At 70.7% G+C, this 17,614-nt stretch carries 15 protein-coding genes; 8 read left to right on the forward strand and 7 right to left on the reverse strand.

All coding sequences use genetic code 11. The features are described from left to right. Window positions 1–24 precede the first annotated feature (24 nt). Window positions 25–534, forward strand: coding sequence for a flavin reductase family protein (locus CFB45_RS14575; RefSeq protein ID WP_089426191.1), 510 nt, complete (start codon window positions 25–27; stop codon window positions 532–534). Here the strand turns inward: CFB45_RS14575 and CFB45_RS14580 are convergent. Next, complete coding sequence (locus CFB45_RS14580; protein WP_006477992.1) at window positions 521–1,021, reverse strand: Lrp/AsnC family transcriptional regulator; 501 nt, start codon at window positions 1,019–1,021, stop codon at window positions 521–523. The genes CFB45_RS14575 and CFB45_RS14580 overlap by 14 nt on opposite strands. 130 nt (window positions 1,022–1,151) lie before the next feature. Here CFB45_RS14580 and kynB point away from each other — a divergent pair, with 130 nt between their 5' ends. The 3 genes from kynB to kynA all read left to right on the forward strand — a co-directional run bounded on the left by kynB (window position 1,152) and on the right by kynA (window position 4,084). Continuing rightward, window positions 1,152–1,793 (forward strand): arylformamidase, encoded by a 642-nt coding sequence (gene kynB / locus CFB45_RS14585; RefSeq protein WP_089426192.1) that lies wholly within the window; start codon window positions 1,152–1,154, stop codon window positions 1,791–1,793. A 26-nt stretch (window positions 1,794–1,819) separates the two neighbouring features. Beyond that, on the forward strand, window positions 1,820–3,073 hold the full coding sequence (gene kynU / locus CFB45_RS14590; RefSeq protein WP_241026035.1) for a kynureninase: 1,254 nt from the start codon (window positions 1,820–1,822) through the stop codon (window positions 3,071–3,073). 78 nt (window positions 3,074–3,151) lie between these two features. Next, entirely contained in the window at window positions 3,152–4,084 is a 933-nt protein-coding gene (gene kynA, locus CFB45_RS14595) for a tryptophan 2,3-dioxygenase (RefSeq protein WP_089426193.1), read from the forward strand. A 35-nt stretch (window positions 4,085–4,119) separates the two neighbouring features. Here the strand turns inward: kynA and CFB45_RS14600 are convergent, their stop codons facing one another. The 4 genes from CFB45_RS14600 to mdlC all read right to left on the reverse strand — a co-directional run bounded on the left by CFB45_RS14600 (window position 4,120) and on the right by mdlC (window position 9,840). Then, entirely contained in the window at window positions 4,120–5,517 is a 1,398-nt protein-coding gene (locus tag CFB45_RS14600; RefSeq protein WP_089426194.1) for an MFS transporter, read from the reverse strand. 266 nt (window positions 5,518–5,783) lie between these two features. Next, window positions 5,784–6,728, reverse strand: a complete 945-nt coding sequence (locus tag CFB45_RS14605) for a ketopantoate reductase family protein (RefSeq protein WP_089426195.1) — start codon at window positions 6,726–6,728, stop codon at window positions 5,784–5,786. Window positions 6,729–6,742: 14 nt separating this feature from the next. Then, window positions 6,743–8,194, reverse strand: a complete 1,452-nt coding sequence (locus tag CFB45_RS14610; protein WP_089426196.1) for an aldehyde dehydrogenase — start codon at window positions 8,192–8,194, stop codon at window positions 6,743–6,745. Between the two features lie 38 nt (window positions 8,195–8,232). Continuing rightward, window positions 8,233–9,840: a benzoylformate decarboxylase gene (gene mdlC / locus CFB45_RS14615; protein WP_089426197.1), complete on the reverse strand. Its 1,608-nt coding sequence runs from the start codon at window positions 9,838–9,840 to the stop codon at window positions 8,233–8,235. A gap of 99 nt (window positions 9,841–9,939) precedes the next feature. Here mdlC and CFB45_RS14620 point away from each other — a divergent pair, with 99 nt between their 5' ends. From CFB45_RS14620 to CFB45_RS14635, 4 genes are all read left to right on the forward strand, one after another. After that, window positions 9,940–10,851, forward strand: coding sequence for a LysR family transcriptional regulator (locus CFB45_RS14620; RefSeq protein ID WP_174972912.1), 912 nt, complete (start codon window positions 9,940–9,942; stop codon window positions 10,849–10,851). 187 nt (window positions 10,852–11,038) lie between these two features. Further along, complete coding sequence (gene dalD / locus CFB45_RS14625) at window positions 11,039–12,433, forward strand: D-arabinitol 4-dehydrogenase (protein ID WP_089426199.1); 1,395 nt, start codon at window positions 11,039–11,041, stop codon at window positions 12,431–12,433. Window positions 12,434–12,516: 83 nt separating this feature from the next. Then, window positions 12,517–13,998: a xylulokinase gene (gene xylB / locus CFB45_RS14630; protein ID WP_089426200.1), complete on the forward strand. Its 1,482-nt coding sequence runs from the start codon at window positions 12,517–12,519 to the stop codon at window positions 13,996–13,998. A 65-nt stretch (window positions 13,999–14,063) separates the two neighbouring features. Continuing rightward, window positions 14,064–15,077: a sugar-binding transcriptional regulator gene (locus CFB45_RS14635; RefSeq protein WP_089426201.1), complete on the forward strand. Its 1,014-nt coding sequence runs from the start codon at window positions 14,064–14,066 to the stop codon at window positions 15,075–15,077. A 43-nt stretch (window positions 15,078–15,120) separates the two neighbouring features. Here the strand turns inward: CFB45_RS14635 and CFB45_RS14640 are convergent, their stop codons facing one another. Both CFB45_RS14640 and CFB45_RS14645 read right to left on the reverse strand, forming a co-directional pair. Further along, window positions 15,121–16,368 (reverse strand): MFS transporter, encoded by a 1,248-nt coding sequence (locus tag CFB45_RS14640; protein WP_089426202.1) that lies wholly within the window; start codon window positions 16,366–16,368, stop codon window positions 15,121–15,123. After that, window positions 16,365–17,561: a serine hydrolase domain-containing protein gene (locus CFB45_RS14645; protein WP_089426203.1), complete on the reverse strand. Its 1,197-nt coding sequence runs from the start codon at window positions 17,559–17,561 to the stop codon at window positions 16,365–16,367. The genes CFB45_RS14640 and CFB45_RS14645 overlap by 4 nt, the downstream gene beginning before the upstream one ends. Window positions 17,562–17,614: the final 53 nt, after the last annotated feature.

The raw sequence follows: 17,614 nt of genomic DNA on the forward strand, positions 1-17,614 counted from the left end.
CGTCTCGTTCCGGATGGCCGCGCGATGAGCCACGCCAATCCCCCGGATTTCGACTCGGCCGCCTTCCGGCAAGCCCTCGGCCAGTTCGCCACAGGCGTGACGGTGATCACGACGCGCGCGCCGTCCGGCCAGCTGATCGGCATCACCGCCAGCTCGTTCAACTCGGTCTCGCTCGATCCGCCGCTCGTGCTGTGGAGCCTCGCGCACAAATCGGCGTCGACGCCCGTGTTTCGCGGCAACAGCCATTACGTGGTGAACGTGCTCGCGGCCTCGCAGCTCGACCTGTGCAAGCGCTTCTCGACCTACAAGGGTGACCGCTTCGAAGGGATCGCGCATGCGGCCGGCAACTCGGGGATGCCCGTGCTCGACGGCGCACTCGCGTGGTTCGAATGCCACAACCGCAGCCGCTACGATGAAGGCGACCACGTGATCTTCGTCGGCGAAGTGGAGCGCTGCGGCGTGCGCATGGAATCGGACACGGCACCGCCGCTCGTGTTCCACGGCGGCGGCTTCCACGGCCTTACACCGCTTTGATCGCCCCCGTGCGCGCCAGCCCGACCGGCGCGCCGGCTTCATCCTTCAGCGTCTGCAGCACGATGTTGGAACGGATGTCCATCACGCCCGGCGCCTTGTAGAGCCGGTTCAGCACGAAATCCGAATAGTGCTTGAGGTTGTGCGCGAGCACGCGCAGCAGGTAGTGGCTCTCGCCCGTCACGACGAACGCGCCGACCACCTCCGGCCATTCGCGCAGCGCTTCCGCGAAGCGCTCGTGCCATTGATTCTCTTCGTTGCGCATCGACACCTGAACGAACGCCTCGAGCTCGAAGCCGAGCTTCTCGCGGCTCAGGCACGCTCGATAGTGCTCGATCACGCCCTGCTCCTCGAGCAGGCGCATGCGGCGCAGACAGGCGGACGGCGAAAGCGAAATCCGTTCCGCCAGGTCGAGATTGCTGATTCTGCCCTCTTCCTGCAGTACCGCCAGAATCCGGCAGTCGGTGGCATCGAGCGTGATCGCGTGCATTTTTGGTCCCCGTTTTCCCTCTGAGTCGAATTATCTGCCAATCCGGCGGATTGTCCATGTTTATTTCGCAAGCACTTTCTGCGAGCGTCCACCTATCATTCGAAGGATCGACTCACCGAATCGTCATGCCATGGACACCCTCTGGGACATCTCGCCGCCCGTCAGCCCCGCCACCCCCGTGTGGCCGGGCGATACGCCGGTTTCCGTCGAACGCGTGTGGCGGATGGAGGCCGGCTCGCCGGTCAACGTCGCGCGCCTGACGCTGTCGCCGCACACGGGCGCGCACTGCGACGCGCCGCTGCACTACGACGCCGACGGCGCGCCGATCGGCGCCGTGCCGCTCGACACCTACCTCGGCCCGTGCCGCGTGATCCATTGCATCGGCGCATCGCCGGTCGTGCAGCCGGCCGATGTCGCGGCCGCGCTCGACGGCGTACCGCCGCGCGTGCTGCTGCGCACCTGTGCGCGCGCCAGCGTCGATGAGTGGGACAGCCACTTCTGCGCGGTCGCGCCCGAGACCGTCGACCTGCTCGCCGCGCATGGTGTGAAGCTGATCGGCATCGACACGCCGTCGCTCGACCCGCAGGAATCGAAGACGATGGATGCGCATCACCGCGTGCGCGCGCACCGGATGGCGATCCTGGAAGGCATCGTGCTCGACGACGTGCCGCCCGGTGACTATGAACTGATCGCACTGCCGCTGAAGTTCGCGACGCTCGACGCGAGCCCCGTGCGCGCGGTGCTGCGCGCGCTGCCCGCGCGTGCTTCCTGATTACCCCGACTGACGACCCCCACATCATGATCAAGACCCGTGAAGATGCGCTCGCGCTCGACCGCGACGATCCGCTCGCCCCGCTGCGCGACCAGTTCTCCCTGCCCGACGGCGTGATCTACCTCGACGGCAACTCGCTCGGCGCACAGCCGCGCGCATCGGCCGCCCGTGCGCAGCAGGTGATCGGCGCCGAATGGGGCGAAGGCCTGATCCGCAGCTGGAACACGGCCGGCTGGTTCGCGCTGCCGCGCCGTCTCGGCGACAAGCTCGCGACGCTGATCGGCGGCGCGCCCGACGAGACGGTCGTGACCGACACGATCTCGATCAACCTGTTCAAGCTGCTGTCGGCGATGGTGCGCCACCAGGCCGAGCGCGCGCCGGAGCGCCGAGTGATCGTGTCGGAGCGCTCGAACTTCCCGACCGACCTGTATATCGCGCAGGGGCTGATCGAGCAGCTCGGCGGCGACTACGAACTGCGCCTGATCGACGACCCGGCCGACCTGCCCGGCGCGCTCGGCGCGGACACGGCCGTCGCGATGATCACGCACGTGAACTACCGCACCGGCTACATGCACGACATGCCGGCCGTCACGCAGCTCGTGCACGACGCGGGTGGCCTGATGCTGTGGGATCTCGCGCACTCGGCCGGCGCGGTGCCGGTCGACCTGAACGGCGCGCGCGCGGACGGCGCGGTCGGCTGCACGTACAAGTACCTGAACGGCGGCCCCGGTTCGCCCGCCTTCGTATGGGTGCCGCAGCGCCATCACGCGCACTTCTCGCAGCCGCTGTCCGGCTGGTGGGGCCACCGCGCACCGTTCGCGATGCAGCCGGGCTTCGCGCCCGATCCGGGCATCGCGCGCTTCCTGTGCGGCACGCAGCCGATCGTGTCGATGTCGATGGTCGAATGCGGGCTCGACGTGTTCCTGCAGACCGACATGCACGCGATCCGCCGCAAGTCGCTCGCGCTGACCGATGCGTTCATCGCGCTCGTCGAAGCGCGTTGCGCGGGCCTGTCGCTGAAACTCGTCACGCCGCGCGCGCATCACCAGCGCGGCTCGCAGGCGAGCTTCGAGCATCCGCACGGCTACGAGGTGATGCAGGCGCTGATCGCGCGCGGCGTGATCGGCGACTATCGCGAGCCGTACGTGCTGCGCTTCGGCTTCACGCCGCTCTATACGCGCTTCGCCGACGTGTGGGATGCCGTCGAGACGCTGCGCGACATCCTCGCCACCGACGCGTGGAAGGCGCCCGAGTTCGCCGAACGCGGCGCGGTGACCTGATCGGCCATGCCCGGCGCGCGCGAGCCGCGCGCCGCGCCCCGTCATTCAAATCTGGAGAAAGTCGTGAATTCTGGTCATATGCAGCCACCCGGCGACGACGCGCCGGCGGGCTGCCCGTTCTCGGGCGCACGCGCCGCGCATTCGGCCCAAGCAGCCCCGGCCGCGCACGAAGCGTCGCACGTGCCCGGCGATGCCGGCTGGCACAACGCGCAGCTCGATTTCTCGAAGTCGATGAGTTACGGCGACTACCTGTCGCTGAATTCGATCCTCGACGCGCAGCATCCGCTGTCGCCCGATCACAACGAGATGCTGTTCATCATCCAGCATCAGACGAGCGAGCTGTGGATGAAGCTCGCGCTGTTCGAGCTGCGCGGCGCCCTCGACGCGGTGCGCACCGACGCGCTGCCGCCGGCGTTCAAGATGCTCGCCCGCGTGTCGCGGATTCTCGAGCAACTCGTGCAGGCCTGGAACGTGCTGTCGACGATGACGCCGTCCGAGTATTCGGCGATGCGGCCGTATCTCGGGCAGTCGTCGGGTTTCCAGTCGTACCAGTACCGGCAACTCGAATTCCTGCTCGGCAACAAGAACGTGCAGATGCTGCAGCCGCATGCGCACCGGCCCGACATCCTCGAACAGGTGCGTGCGACGCTCGAAGCGCCGTCGTTCTACGACGAAGTCGTGCGCCTGCTCGCGCGGCGGGGCTTCCCGATCGCGGCCGAGCGGCTCGAACGCGACTGGACGCAGCCGACCCGGCACGACGAGACGGTCGAAGCCGCGTGGCTCGAGGTGTACCGTCATCCGCAGCAGCACTGGGAGCTTTACGAGATGGCCGAGGAACTCGTCGATCTCGAGGATGCGTTCCGCCAGTGGCGCTTCCGTCACGTGACGACCGTCGAGCGCATCATCGGCTTCAAGCAGGGCACCGGCGGCACCAGCGGCGCGCCGTACCTGCGCAAGATGCTCGACGTCGTGCTGTTCCCCGAGCTCTGGCACGTGCGCACCACGCTGTAACGCTAACGCGCGACGCGCCCCCGGCCCGCCCGCCGTCACGACGACGTGCGGGCCAGCTCCTCCCCTTCGCGCGGCTGCACGGCCGCACGCGACAGCCGCGGAATGTGCCGTCGCACGACGAGCAGCGCGACGCAGACCACCCCCATCGCAATCGCCAGCATCGTCAGATAGGCCGTGGCACCGCCCGTGGTGATCACGACCGCGCCCGCGAACGCGCTGAGGATCGCGCCGAGCCGGCCGAACGCGAGCGCGCTCGCGGTGCCCGTCGCGCGCACGGCCGTCGGGTAGATGTACGCGCAGAGCGCATACATCGTCGACTGCACCGCGTTGACGAACAACCCGTGGAGGCCGAGCCCGACGATCAGCCAGCCCGTGTGGCGGCTCGCATCGACACCCATCAGCCACACCGCGCTCGCCGCGCCGCCGACACTGCACAGCACGAGCGGCCAGCGCGACCCGGCATGCGCGATCGTCCACGCGCACAACAGCGCGCCGATCACGCCGCCGAGGTTGTACGCGGTGAGCCCCGTCCCCGCCACCGACACGCTCAGCCCGCTCGCCGCCAGCATCGTCGGCAGCCAGCTGAACGCCGCATACACGGCAAGCAGGCACATGAAGAACGCACACCACAGCGCGATCGTGTCGCGCGCCTGGCCGCTCGCGAACAGCGCGCCGAAGCCGCCGCGGCCGCCCGCCGCGCGGGCGTCCCTCAGGTCGGTGAAGGCGGTGCCCGGCACGACGGGCCGCTCCATCCGCGCGAGCAGCGCGCCGAGTTCCGGCCAGCGCGCGGGGCGCCGCGCGAGATAGCGCGGCGATTCGGGCAACGCACGCACGAGCACGAAGCCGAGCACGAGCGGCAACGCGCCGCCCGCGAAGAACAGCCCGCGCCAGCCGTAGCGCGGCAGCACCTCGTGCGCGAACAGGCCGGCCAGCATCCCGCCGAGCGGCACGCAGACGATCGTCGCGGTCACCATCATCGTGCGACGCCGCGCGGGCGTGTATTCGGCCGTCATCGTCGTGGCCGTCGGCAACGCGCCGCCGATCCCGAGGCCTGCGACGAAGCGCAGCACCGCGATCGCCGTGACGTCCGGTGCGAAGCCGATCGCGCAGGTCGCGATGCCGAACAGGAACACGCTGCCGATCACGGCCTGACGGCGGCCGAAGCGATCGGCGACGATCCCCGCGCACGCACTGCCGATGCCCATCCCGATCAGCCCGGCCGCCACCGCCGGCGCGAACGCGCCGCGCGTGATGCCCCATTCGCGGATCAACACCGGAATCGCGAAGCCGATCAGCTGGCCGTCGAAGCCGTCGAGCACGATCGCGAGCGCGGCGAGCAGCACCACGCAGCGCTGCATCGTCGTGAACGGCCCGTCGTCGAGCGTCGCGCCGATGTCGACGGACGCAGGCAACAATCCGTCGCGCGTGCTCATGCGACCTCCCGTGCGCCGCGCTCAGGCGGCAACATGCGCAAGCAGCGCGCGGCAAGACAACGGCATTCGATGGCGTTCATGGCGTCTCCGGTTGCCCGGGCTGGCGCGGTGGCGCGTGCCCGGATCTCGTGCTGCGCAGGCGGCCGGCGTCGACGCATCGGCGCCGCCTCCGGTGTCTCGTCCAACCTGTCCCGATCCGGCGCCGTCGCCTGCGCGCGACGCGCTCGTCTCGTCGTGCGGCGCAAGCCGCGCCGCCCGCCTGATGCTCAGTTCACCCGCGCGTCGATCAGCCGGACCAGCGCGAGCAGCGTCTCCGCATGCGGCACCGCGACGCCCGCTTCGCGCGCGGCCGCGACGACCTTGCCGCTGATCGCGTCGATTTCCGTGCGGCGGCCCGCGAGCACGTCCTGCAGCATCGACGGACGATGGCCGCGATGCGCGCGGATCGCATGCTCGACGTTGTGCGCGATGCGTTCGCCGTCGACCGCGATGCCCTTCGCGCGGGCGACGGCGGCCACCTCGGCTGCAATCGCGAGCGCAAGCCGCGGCCCGTCGTGATGGTTGCCGAGCTGGTCGACCGTGCAGCCCGTCGCCGCGCACAGCGTGTTGAGCGCCGCGTTGAACGCGACCTTCTCCCAGATCGCGGCCCACTCGTCGGCGTCAAGCGTGCACGCGAGCCCCGCGCGCGACAGCGTATCGGCCACCGTCGCCGCGAACGGGCGTGCCGCGCCGTCGGCCGTCATCATGCGGATCGCGCCCGCGCCGTGCGAGCGCACGCGCGCCGGCCCCGCCGCGTCGGCCGGCCACGTCGTCACGCCGACCAGGATGCGTTCGAGCGGCACGAACGCATTCAGCGTCTCGACATTGCCGAGCCCGTTCTGCAGCGTCAGCACGTGCGTGTCCCGCTCGAGCAGCGCGCGCACGCCGTCGAGTGCGGCACGCGTATGCAGCGACTTCGTGAAAACGATCAGCAGGTCGAATGATGCATCGGGCGACGCGGCCGCAGCCGCATTCGCCGCTTCCGGCCGCACGGCCTGCAACGTCCGGATACACCGCTCACCACGATCGTCATCGATGCGCAACCCGTCGCGGCGAATCGCATCGAGATGCGCATCGTTCACGTCGATCAGCGTGACGGCCTCGCCGCTTTCGGCCAGCCGCCCGCCGAACAGCGAGCCCATCGCGCCGGCGCCCAGAATCGCAATCCTCATCGTCGTCGGCCTCGTCAGAACGGATAGTGGCGCGGTGCGGTCTGCACCGTGATCCAGCGCAGGTCCGTGAACGCCGCGATGCCGGCCTTGCCGCCGAAGTGGCCGAAGCCGCTGTCCTTCACGCCGCCGAACGGCATCTGCGCCTCGTCGTGCACGGTCGGACCGTTCACGTGGCAGATGCCCGATTCGATGCGGGCCGCGACGCGCATCGCACGCGCGACATCGCGGCTGAACACGGCCGACGACAGCCCGAACGCGTTGTCGTTCGCGCAGCGGATCGCGGCGTCCTCGCCATCGACGCGCACGATGCCTTTCACCGGCCCGAACGACTCCTCCGCATAGATGCGCATCGCCGGCGTCACATGGTCGAGCAGCGTGGCCGGGAACAGCGTGCTGTCGGCCTTGCCGCCGCACACGAGCGTCGCGCCGTGCGCGAGCGCATCGTCGATCAGCGCGTTGCAGCGCTCGACGGCCTTCATGTCGATCAGCGAACCGAGCACGACGGGCCCCTGGCGCGGATCGCCGAGCGGCAGCGACGCGGCCTTGTCGGCAAGCTTCGCGACGAACGCATCGGCAATCGACGCGTCGACGACGATGCGTTCGGTCGACATGCAGATCTGCCCGGAATTCGCGAACGCGCCGAACGCGGCCGCCGCGACCGCCGCATCGAGATCGGCATCGTCGAGCACGACGAACGGCGCCTTGCCGCCGAGCTCCAGCACCGACGGCTTCAGGTGGCGCGCACAGGCTTCGGCGACGATCCGGCCGACGCGCGTCGAGCCCGTGAAATTCACGCGGCGCACGGCCGGATGCGCGATCAATGCATCGACGATCGTGCCCGCATCCTCGGGCGCGTTCGTCACGAAATTGACGACGCCCGGCGGCAGCCCGGCCTCCTGCAGCGCCTCGACGATCAGCCCGTGCGTGACGGGGCACAGCTCCGAGCCCTTCAGCACGACGGTGTTGCCGCACGCGAGCGGCAGCGCGAGCGCGCGCGTCGCGAGGATCACCGGCGCATTCCACGGCGCGATGCCGAGCACGACGCCGGCCGGCTGCCGCACGCCCATCGCGAGCGACCCGGGCACGTCGGACGGAATCAGCTCGCCACTGATCTGCGTGGTCAGCGACGCGGCCTCGACGAGCCCGCTTGCGGCAAGCTGCACGTTGAAGCCGGCCCACAGCGCGGACGCGCCCGTCTCCGCCGCCATCGCGGCGACGAACTGCTCGTGCTTCGCTTCGAGCGCGGTGGCCGCCTTCAGCAGCAGCGCGCGGCGGGCGCCGGGACCGAGCGCGGCCCAGCCGGGAAACGCGCGGGCGGCCGCGTCGGCCGCCGCGCGCGCATCGTCGACGGTACACGCGGGTGCTTCGGACGCGACTTCGCCATCAAGCGGGTTGCGGCGCGCGAAGGTCGCGCCGCTGGATGAGTGACGGCGTTCGCCGCCGATCAGCATCGATACGGTTTGCATGGAATCTCCGGCAGGACGCGCACTGCGCATCACGTCATTCAGACAATCTCGACTTCGACGACGACCGGCGCCGCCACACGCAGCGCGTCGGTCATCGTGTCACGCAGGCGCGTGGCATCGGACACGCGTACGCCCCGGCAGCCCATCCCTTGCGCGAGCGCGACGAAATCCAGGTTCGGCAGATCGGTGCCCTGCACGGGATCGTCCGGGCCGAAGCCGAACACCGGCGCGAAATCCTGCAGCGCCGCGTAGCGCCGGTTGTTCAGGATCACGAACGTGATCGGCAGCTTCAGCTGCGCGGCGCTCCACAACGCCTGGATCGAATACAGGCTCGACCCGTCGCCGATCAGCCCGATCACGCGCCGGCCCGGCTGCGCGAGCGCGACGCCGACGGCGGCCGGCATCCCGTAGCCGAGCCCGCCGCTGTCCATCGTGTAGAACGTGCCGCTGTGCGTGAACGGCAGGTGTTCCTGCATCACGGGCCGCGCGCTCGGTGCTTCCTCGACGACGATGTCGTGTGCGGCGCGCACGTCGGCGAGCGTCTGCAGCGCGAACGCGACCGACATGCGCTCGCCGGCGGCCGGCGGTTCGACGCGCGCACGCGGCGGCCGCGGCGCGGGCATCGGCCGCTCGGGCGGCGCCGGGCGCGCGAGCAGGTCGCGCGCGGCGAGCCGCAGGTTGCCGACGACCGCATCGCCCGACGGCGTCCACGCGGCGAGGCCCGGATCGTCGACGAGCTGCACGAGCGTCGCGCCCGGCGGCACGTGCGGGCCGAAGCCCTCGATGTGATAGGTGAACGCGGGCGCGCCGAACGCGAACACGAGATCGTGCCCGTCGAGCCGCGCGACGATCTTCTCGCGGATCGCGGGCAGGAAGCCGGCGAACAGCGGATGGTCCTCGGGGAAACTGCAGCGCCCCGACATCGGCGCGACGTACACACGCGCACGGTGCCGCTCGGCGAGCCGCACGACGTCGTCCCACGCACCGGCGCGATCGACGGCTGCCCCGACCACGAACGCGGGACGCCGCGCGGCGTCGAGCGCATCGCCGAGCCGCGCGAGCGCGTCCGGATCGGGCCGCACGACATGGCTGACGTCGCGGCGCGGCAGCAGCTCGGCCGGCTGATCCCAGTCGTCGACCGGGATCGACACGAACACGGGGCCGCGCGGTTCCTGCATCGCGATGCGGTACGCACGCGCGATCGCGGCCGGCACGTCCTGCGCACGCGCGGGCTCGATGCTCCATTTCACGTACGGCTTCGGCAGCTCGGCGGCCTGCGTCGCGCCGAGGAACGGGTCGAACGGCAGGATCGCGCGCGCCTGCTGGCCCGCGGTGACGATCAGCGGCGTGCGGTTCTTGAAGGCGGTGAAGAGATTGCCCATCGCGTTGCCCACACCCGCCGCCGAATGCAGGTTGACGACCGCCGCATTGCCGGTCGCCTGCGCGTGGCCGTCGGCCATCCCGACCACGACAGCTTCATGCAAGCCGAGCACGTAGCGGAAATCGTCCGGGAAGTCGCGGAACATCGGCAGCTCGGTCGAGCCGGGGTTGCCGAACACGCGGTCGATGCCGAACTGGCGAAACAGGTCGATCACCGCATCGCGAACGGTGATCGGTGCGGCGGAAGGGGGCGTATGGCCGGACATGCTCGGGCGTCTCCTCGATGGCTTGGCGGTTTCCACAGTATCGAAGCGCGAGCCATTCTCGGATACTGTATTTTTTGCGATAAGCCATACCGTTCCGACATGACTTTCGATCTCCGACAATTGCGCGCCTTCACGACGATCGTCGCGTGCGGCAGCCTCGGCCGCGCGGCCGACGCGCTGCACGTGACGCAGCCGGCGCTGAGCCGGATCCTGAAGCGACTCGAGGACCAGGTCGGCGCGCCCTTGTTCGAGCGCCACTCGAAGGGTGTGCAGCTCACCGCGTTCGGCGACGCGCTGCTGCCGCATGCGACGCTGCTGCAGCACGAGGCCGAGCACGCACGCGAGGAGCTCGATGCGATGCGCGGGTTTGCGAAGGGCACGATCAAGGTCGGCACGGTGGGCAGCATCGCGAGCCTCGTGCTGCCGGTCGCGGTCGGCCGCGTGCTCGACCGCTGGCCGAACCTGCGCGTCGAGATCATCGAAGGCGTGTGGGACCGGCTCGCGGAAGGGCTGAACAAGCACGAGATCGATCTCGCGCTGTCCGCGCACGGGCCCGATACCGACGAGATCGTCGCGATTCCCGAGTGTCGCTGGGAGGATCGCAGCCACATCGTTGCGGCGCAGCACCATCCGCTGCGCGCGCTCGGCCGCGCGCCGACGCTCGCCGACACGCTGCACGCGCGCTGGGCGATTCCGCCGCGCGGCACCGCGCCGTTCGACCACATGCGCGCGACCTTCGACGCGCACGGGCTGGCGCTGCCCGACATCGCGGTCGAGACGCGCTCGGTTACTACATTGAAGAGCCTCGTCGCGCATGCCGGCTTCCTGAGCTGGATGGCCGAGCCGATGTACGGCGCCGAGCAGCGCGCCGGCACGATCGACACGCTGCCGGTGCGCGAGGTCGTCGCGGTGCGCACGCTCACCGCGTTCCGGCGCCGCCACGGCATCCTGCCGGGGCCAGCGGGCAAGCTGCTCGAGGAACTCGTCGCGTTGACGCGCGAAGGACGCTGACAGCGCTTTCCGCACCGGCCGCCCGTTCGCGGCCTCCCCACCCTGCTGCCCGCACGCCGCCGCAGCGCACCATCGAAATGCCGTTTCCCCGCCTTGACTTTCGCTCGCCCGAATACGATCATTCGCTCACACAAAGAGCAAATGATCGTATTCGGCAGGACTGTCAGGCACGAAAAGGAGACACCGGATGAGCGCATCGCCCTCCGCCCGCACGCCCGTGCTGCTGCACATCGGCGCGGGCTCGTTTCACCGCGCGCACCAGGCGTGGTATCTGCATCGCGTGAACGCGGCCGTCCCGGCCGAGGAGCGCTGGTCGCTGACCGTCGGCAACATCCGCGACGACATGCACGCGACGATGGACGCACTCGCCGCGCAGCACGGCGCCTACACGCTCGAAACCGTCACGCCGCAAGGCGAGCGCGCGTACGAGACGATCCGCGCGATCACGCGCGTGCTGCCGTGGTCGATCGACCTCGCCGCGCTGATCGACGCCGGCGCCGACCCGGCCTGCCGGATCGTGTCGTTTACCGTGACCGAAGGCGGCTACTACCTCGACGAACACAACCGGCTCGACCTCGCGAACGCCGATCTCGCGGCCGACCTGCAGGGCGCGCGCACGACGCTGTACGGCGCGCTCGCGGCGCTGCTCGCCGAACGCGTGAAGCGCGGCGCGGGCCCGCTCACGCTGCAGAGCTGCGACAACCTGCGCAACAACGGCGCGCGCTTTCGCGCGGGGATGCGCGAATTCCTCGAGCGGCGCGGCCAGGCCGACCTGCTCGCCTGGTTCGATACGAACGTCGCGACACCGAGCGCGATGGTCGACCGCATCACGCCGCGCCCGACCGCCGACGTGCGCGAGCGTGTGCTGGCGGCCACCGGCTTCGACGACGCATGCCCGGTGATGGGCGAATCGTTCATCCAGTGGGTGATCGAGGACCGCTTCGCGGCCGGCCGGCCGAAGTGGGAAGTGGCCGGCGCCGAACTCGTCGACGACGTGCACCCGTACGAGGAAGCGAAGATCCGCATCCTCAACGCGACGCACAGCTGCATCGCGTGGGCCGGCACGCTCGCGGGCCATACGTATATCCACGAAGGCACGCATGACGCGGCGATCCGCCGCTTCGCGCACGACTACGTGACGCAGGACGTGATCCCCTGCCTCACGCCGAGCCCGCTCGATCTCGCGCGCTACCGCGACGTCGTGCTCGAACGCTTCGGCAACCCGTACGTGCTCGACACGAACCAGCGCGTCGCGGCCGACGGCTTCTCGAAGATTCCCGGCTTCATCGCGCCGACGCTCGTCGAATCGTTCGCACGCGGCGCGGCGCCGGTCGCCACCGCCGTGCTGCCCGCGCTGTTCCTGCGCTTTCTCGAGCGCTGGGCGCGCGGCGCGCTGCCGTACGCGTACCAGGACGGCGTGATGGACGAAAGCGCCGCGCGCGCGATCGTCCAGGCCGACGACCCGGTCGTCGCGCTGTGCGCGAACCGGCAGCTGTGGGGCTCGCTCGCCGGCAACGCCGCACTGTTCGAGGCCTTGCGCGGCGGACTCTCGCGTGTCGACACATGGCTCGCGGCACGCTGACGTGCATCCGGGCGAACCTGCCTTGGCACGGGCGCGGCCGCGCGGCTAAAGTAGCGACTCCCCACTGACGGAACGGATCGCTCATGTATCTCGGCATCGACCTCGGCACCTCGGAAGTGAAGGTGCTGCTGCTCGCCCCGGACGGCACGGTCGTCGGCACCGCCGGCTCGCCGTTCACCGTGTCGCGGCCGCATCCGCGCTGGGCCGAACAGCATCCGGACGACTGGTGGCAAGGCACGCTCGCCGCGCTCGCGGCGTTGCGCGAACGGCACCGCGACGCGTTCGCGGCCGTGCGCGGCATCGGCCTGTCGGGCCAGATGCACGGCGCCGTGCTGCTCGGCCGCGACGATCGCGTGCTGCGCCCCGCGATCCTGTGGAACGACATGCGCAGCGCCGACGAATGCGCGCTGCTCACCGAACGCGCGCCCGATCTCCACGCACTGGCAGGCAACCTCGCGATGCCGGGCTTCACCGCGCCGAAACTGCTGTGGGTCGCGAAGCACGAACCCGACGTGTTCGCGGCAACCGCCTGCGTGCTGATGCCGAAGGACTACCTGAGGTTCCGGCTGACCGGCGCGAAGGTGTCCGATCCGTCGGACGCCGCCGGCACGCTGTGGCTCGACGTCGCGCGCCGCGACTGGTCCGATGCGCTGCTCGCCGCGTGCGGGATGACGCGTGAGCAGATGCCGCGCATCGTCGAAGGCAACGCGCCATCCGGCACGCTGCGCGCGGACATCGCACGCGAACTCGGGCTGTCGGAGGCCGTCGTGGTGGCCGGCGGCGGCGGCGACAACGCGACGAGCGCGCTCGGCATCGGCGCGATCCATGCAGGCGACGGCTTCGTGTCGCTCGGCACGTCCGGCGTGCTGAGCGTGGTCGGTGATCGCTTCATGCCGAACCCCGCGTCGGCCGTGCATGCGTTCTGCCATGCGATTCCCGATCGCTGGCAATTGATGAGCGTCGTGCTGTCGGCCGCGAGCTGCCTGCGCTGGGTCTGCAAGCTGACCGGCACCGACGAGCCCGCGCTGCTCGCGGAAATCGAAACGCTCGACGCCGACGCGCTCGCGACGGCCCCGCTGTTCCTGCCTTACCTGTCCGGCGAGCGCACGCCGCACAACGACCCGTACGCGCAAGGCGTGTTCTTTGGGATGACACATGCGACCGAACGCGCGCATCTCGGCTACGCGGTGCTCGAAGGCGTGACGCTCGGCCTCGCCGACGGTCTCGACGCGCTGCACGCGGCCGGCGTCGAAACCGACCAGCTGTCGCTGATCGGCGGCGGCGCGCGCAGCGCGTTCTGGGCGCAGTTGATCGCCGATGCGCTGAACGTGCGCACGCGCCAGCACGGCGGCGGCGAAACCGGCGCGGCGCTCGGCGCGGCACGGCTCGGCTGGCTGGCCGTCGGCGCCGATCCGCATGCGGTGCTGACCAAGCCGCCGGTGCGCGCCGAATACGCGCCCGATGCAGCCCGCCATGCGCTGCTGCGCGAACGCCTCGATGCGTTCCGCGCGCTGTACCGTCACGTGCAGCCGCTGTACGAACCGTCGCGCGCACGGCTTGCATAAGCGCCGCACGTCACGCGTGGCGGCCATCGGCCGCGTGCGCGACATGCGGTACAGTGGATGCCGCCATGCGGCCCACCGACCGGCCCGCGGGGCGGCCCCCCGATCCGAACCGAATCGCTATCGTGTCCAAGTCCTCAGAAAAACTCGATCTCGCCACGCGTGCCGCGTGGCTCTACTACGTCGCGGGCGACACGCAGAACGAAATCGCGGAAAAGCTGCAGGTGTCGCGCCCGGTCGCGCAGCGTCTCGTCGCGTTTGCGGTCGAGAAGAACCTGATCCGCGTGCGCGTCGACCACCAGCTCGCCGACTGCCTCGATCTCGGCGCGCAGCTGTCGAAGCGCTACGGCCTCGCGATGTGCGAAGTCGTGCCCGTCGATGCCGATGCGCCCGACGCGATCGACCGCAAGCTCGCGGTCGCCGGCGCGCAGGTGATGGAACGCTACCTGAACGAAACGCGTCCGATGGTGATCGCGGTCAGCAGCGGCCGGACGCTGAAGGCCGCGGTCGCGCAGATCGCGCAGATCGACCGCCCGCAGCACCGGCTCGTGTCGATGGTCGGCGCGATCGCGGCCGACGGCTCGTCGAACCGCTACGACGTCGCGCAGTACATCTCCGAGAAAACCGGCAGCAAGCACTTCCTGCTGCCCGCGCCGCTGTTCGCCGACAGCGACGCCGAGCGCGCGCAGTGGTGCAATCACCGGCTGTACCGGATCGTCGAGGCGCTGTCGGGCAAGGCCGATGTCGCATTCGTCGGGATCGGCAACATCGGCCCGCACTGCCCGCTCTATGAAGATGGCTTCATCACCGAACAGGAGCGCGACGAGATGACCGCGCTCGGCGCGGTGGCCGAGCTGCTCGGCGTGCCGATCGACGCGCAGGGCACGCAGATCGCCGTGTCGACGAGCGCACGCGTGACGAGCGTCGCGCTCGCGACGCCGCCGAAGCTGCCGACGATCGCGTTCGCCGGCGGCCCGAAGAAACACGACGCGGTGATTGCCGCGCTGCGCGGCGGCTGGCTGTCGGGGCTCGTCACCGACGAAGCGTGCGCGCGCGCCGCGCTCGCCGCGAAAGCGGCCTGACGCCGAAGCCGCGCACGGCCCACCGCGCGCGGCTGTCGAGCGCTCAAGCCGCGTGCGGCGCCGGAAACGCATGCCGGCGCGCACGCCACGCGCCGACCCACGCAGCCGCCAAGAGCGCGACGAGCACCCACGGAATCGCGCCGGCGCCCGTTGCACCGAGCAGCATCCCGCCCGCGATGCCGCCGCCCGCGATCGCGAGGTTCCACACCGTCACGAGCATCGACTGCGCGACGTCGGCCGCCTCCCCCGCCGCATTCGCGGCGGCGGTCTGGAACAGCGTCGGCGCACCGCCGAACGCGAGCCCCCACAACGCGACGCCCGCATAGACGATCGCCATCCCGGAACCGGCACCGAGCATCGCCGCCGCGACCGCGAACAGCGCGATGCTGGCAAGCGTCAGGCGTCGCTGCGCGGCGCCGATCCACGCGCCCGTCAGCGCGATGCCGACCAGCGACGCGAGACCGAACACCAGCAGCACCGCATCGACCTGCGCGCCCATCCGCACGCCGGCGAGAAACGGCGCGACGTACGTGTACAGCATGTTGTGCGCCAGCACGTACGCGAACATCACGGTCAGCACCGGCCGCACGCCGGGCAGCGTCATCACGCCGAGCACCGGCTCGCGCGCGCCGGCCTGCTGCCCCGGATAGTCGGGCACGCGTAGGCGAATCCAGCCGATCAGCGCCAGCGCCGCGACCGTGATCCAGGCGAACGCGACACGCCAGCCGAACATCGCGCCGAGCGCGGTGCCGGCCGGAATGCCGATCGACATTGCTGCCGGTATGCCGAGCATCGCGACCGCGATCGCCCGGCCGCGCAGCGACGGCTCGACCAGCCGGCTCGCGTAGCCCGCCAGCAGCGCCCACAGCAGCCCGGCCGACATCCCGGCGACGAAGCGCGCGGCCAGCGTGAGCGCGTAGTACGGCGACGCGGCCGTCACCGCATTCGACACGACGAACCCGGCGAGCGCCGCGAGCAGCAGGCCGCGCCGGCGCATCGCACGTGTCGCGGCGACGAGCGGAATCGCCGCGACGATCGAGCCGAGCGCATAGACGGTCACCAGTTGGCCGATCAGCGCCTCGGTCACGTGCAGGTCGACGCTCATCAGCGGCAGCAGGCCGGCGGGCAGGGCTTCGGTGAGCACCGTGATGAAGCCGGCGGTGGCAAGCGCGAGCAGGTTCGCGACGGGCAGGCGCGCGCGGCCCGGTGCAGACGAGCCGGCTGCGGAATCGGCAGCCCGGCCGGCGGAGGACGCGGAAGCGGACGGGGAAGCGGATACGCATTCGCTCATGCCACGCTCCGGTCGTCGACGCCATACACCGCATCGCGCACGTCGGTGACGATGCGCCCGTACATCCCTTCGTACAACGTATTGGTCAGCGCGACGACCGTCAGCCCGGCCGCACGGTCGACGAACCACGCATGCCCGTACGCGCCGCCCCAGCGCCAGGTGCCGACCGACTCCGGCGACTGCGCGGCCGCCGGATCGCGCAGCACCGAAAAGCCGAGCCCGAAACCGAATCCCGGCGCATCCGGCAAGTCGTGCGCGCCCGGCTGCACCCGCGCCATCTCGTCGATCCAGCGCGGTGCGAGCCAGCCGTCGAGGCCCGTGCGCAGCGTATCGAGCAGCGTCAGGCAATCGTGCGCGGTGCCGACCATGCCCGCGCCGCCCGACGGCCACGCGGCGGCATCGAACGCGCGCGCCGGCTCGAAGCGGATGCCGACCGTGCCGTCGAACACCGGCACGAGATCGTCGTCGGCCATCCGGCGCGGCGCGCCCGGCGTGCTCACGTAAGGCGTCGCGACGTGCGCGGCGTCGGGCGCGACGAATCCGGTATCGGTCATCCCGAGCGGCGTCGTGACGAGCGCGGCCACCGCCTGCGCGAGCGGGCGGCCGTCGACCGCTTCGATCAGCGCCCCCGCCACGTCGGTCGCGAGCGAGTAGCCCCACGACGTGCCGGGTGCGAACTGCAGCGGCACGCCGGCGATGCGCCGCACGTTCTCGGCGAGCGACAGGCTCGCGCGATCCATCCCGTCGGATACGCCTGCACGCGCATACGGGCCGTCGCCGTCCGCTTCGAGGAAGCGATAGCCGAGGCCGGCCGTATGCGACAGCAGATGCCGCAACGTGATGTTCACCGGCGTGCCGCGTGCGAGCGTCGGCGTGAACGCCGGCAACCAGCGCGCGACCGGCTCGTCGAGCCCGATGCGGCCTGCCGCAACCAGCCGCATCGCGGCGGCCGTCACGATCGGCTTCGACACCGACGCGAGCCGGAACACCGTGTCCTCGCGCATCGGCGTGCCGGCTTCCCGATCGGCCAGCCCGGCCGCGCGTGCATAACGCAATTCGCCGTCGCGGGCGACCAGCACGACCGCGCCGACCACGCGCGCGTCGGCCAGCGCGCGATCGAGCACGGCGTCGAGCCGCGCGCGCAGCGCGGCGTCCGGTTCTCCGCGGTGGGTGGTGACAGGCAGGGATGACATGGCGTGACCTCGAACGATGAAGGAACGCCCATCGTAGGGAGCCGACGCGTGAA

The organism is Burkholderia sp. HI2500, from assembly GCF_002223055.1.
In the GTDB taxonomy this organism is placed as follows: domain Bacteria; phylum Pseudomonadota; class Gammaproteobacteria; order Burkholderiales; family Burkholderiaceae; genus Burkholderia.

What these genes read in the sequence shown, in the direction of transcription:
- CFB45_RS14575 (WP_089426191.1), top strand. Translation starts at nt 25, where the DNA reads ATGAGCCACGCCAATCCCCCGGATTTCGACTCGGCCGCCTTCCGGCAA.
- CFB45_RS14580 (WP_006477992.1), bottom strand. Translation starts at nt 1,021, where the DNA reads ATGCACGCGATCACGCTCGATGCCACCGACTGCCGGATTCTGGCGGTA.
- kynB (WP_089426192.1), top strand. Translation starts at nt 1,152, where the DNA reads ATGGACACCCTCTGGGACATCTCGCCGCCCGTCAGCCCCGCCACCCCC.
- kynU (WP_241026035.1), top strand. Translation starts at nt 1,820, where the DNA reads ATGATCAAGACCCGTGAAGATGCGCTCGCGCTCGACCGCGACGATCCG.
- kynA (WP_089426193.1), top strand. Translation starts at nt 3,152, where the DNA reads ATGCAGCCACCCGGCGACGACGCGCCGGCGGGCTGCCCGTTCTCGGGC.
- CFB45_RS14600 (WP_089426194.1), bottom strand. Translation starts at nt 5,517, where the DNA reads ATGAGCACGCGCGACGGATTGTTGCCTGCGTCCGTCGACATCGGCGCG.
- CFB45_RS14605 (WP_089426195.1), bottom strand. Translation starts at nt 6,728, where the DNA reads ATGAGGATTGCGATTCTGGGCGCCGGCGCGATGGGCTCGCTGTTCGGC.
- CFB45_RS14610 (WP_089426196.1), bottom strand. Translation starts at nt 8,194, where the DNA reads ATGCAAACCGTATCGATGCTGATCGGCGGCGAACGCCGTCACTCATCC.
- mdlC (WP_089426197.1), bottom strand. Translation starts at nt 9,840, where the DNA reads ATGTCCGGCCATACGCCCCCTTCCGCCGCACCGATCACCGTTCGCGAT.
- CFB45_RS14620 (WP_174972912.1), top strand. Translation starts at nt 9,940, where the DNA reads ATGACTTTCGATCTCCGACAATTGCGCGCCTTCACGACGATCGTCGCG.
- dalD (WP_089426199.1), top strand. Translation starts at nt 11,039, where the DNA reads ATGAGCGCATCGCCCTCCGCCCGCACGCCCGTGCTGCTGCACATCGGC.
- xylB (WP_089426200.1), top strand. Translation starts at nt 12,517, where the DNA reads ATGTATCTCGGCATCGACCTCGGCACCTCGGAAGTGAAGGTGCTGCTG.
- CFB45_RS14635 (WP_089426201.1), top strand. Translation starts at nt 14,064, where the DNA reads ATGCGGCCCACCGACCGGCCCGCGGGGCGGCCCCCCGATCCGAACCGA.
- CFB45_RS14640 (WP_089426202.1), bottom strand. Translation starts at nt 16,368, where the DNA reads ATGAGCGAATGCGTATCCGCTTCCCCGTCCGCTTCCGCGTCCTCCGCC.
- CFB45_RS14645 (WP_089426203.1), bottom strand. Translation starts at nt 17,561, where the DNA reads ATGTCATCCCTGCCTGTCACCACCCACCGCGGAGAACCGGACGCCGCG.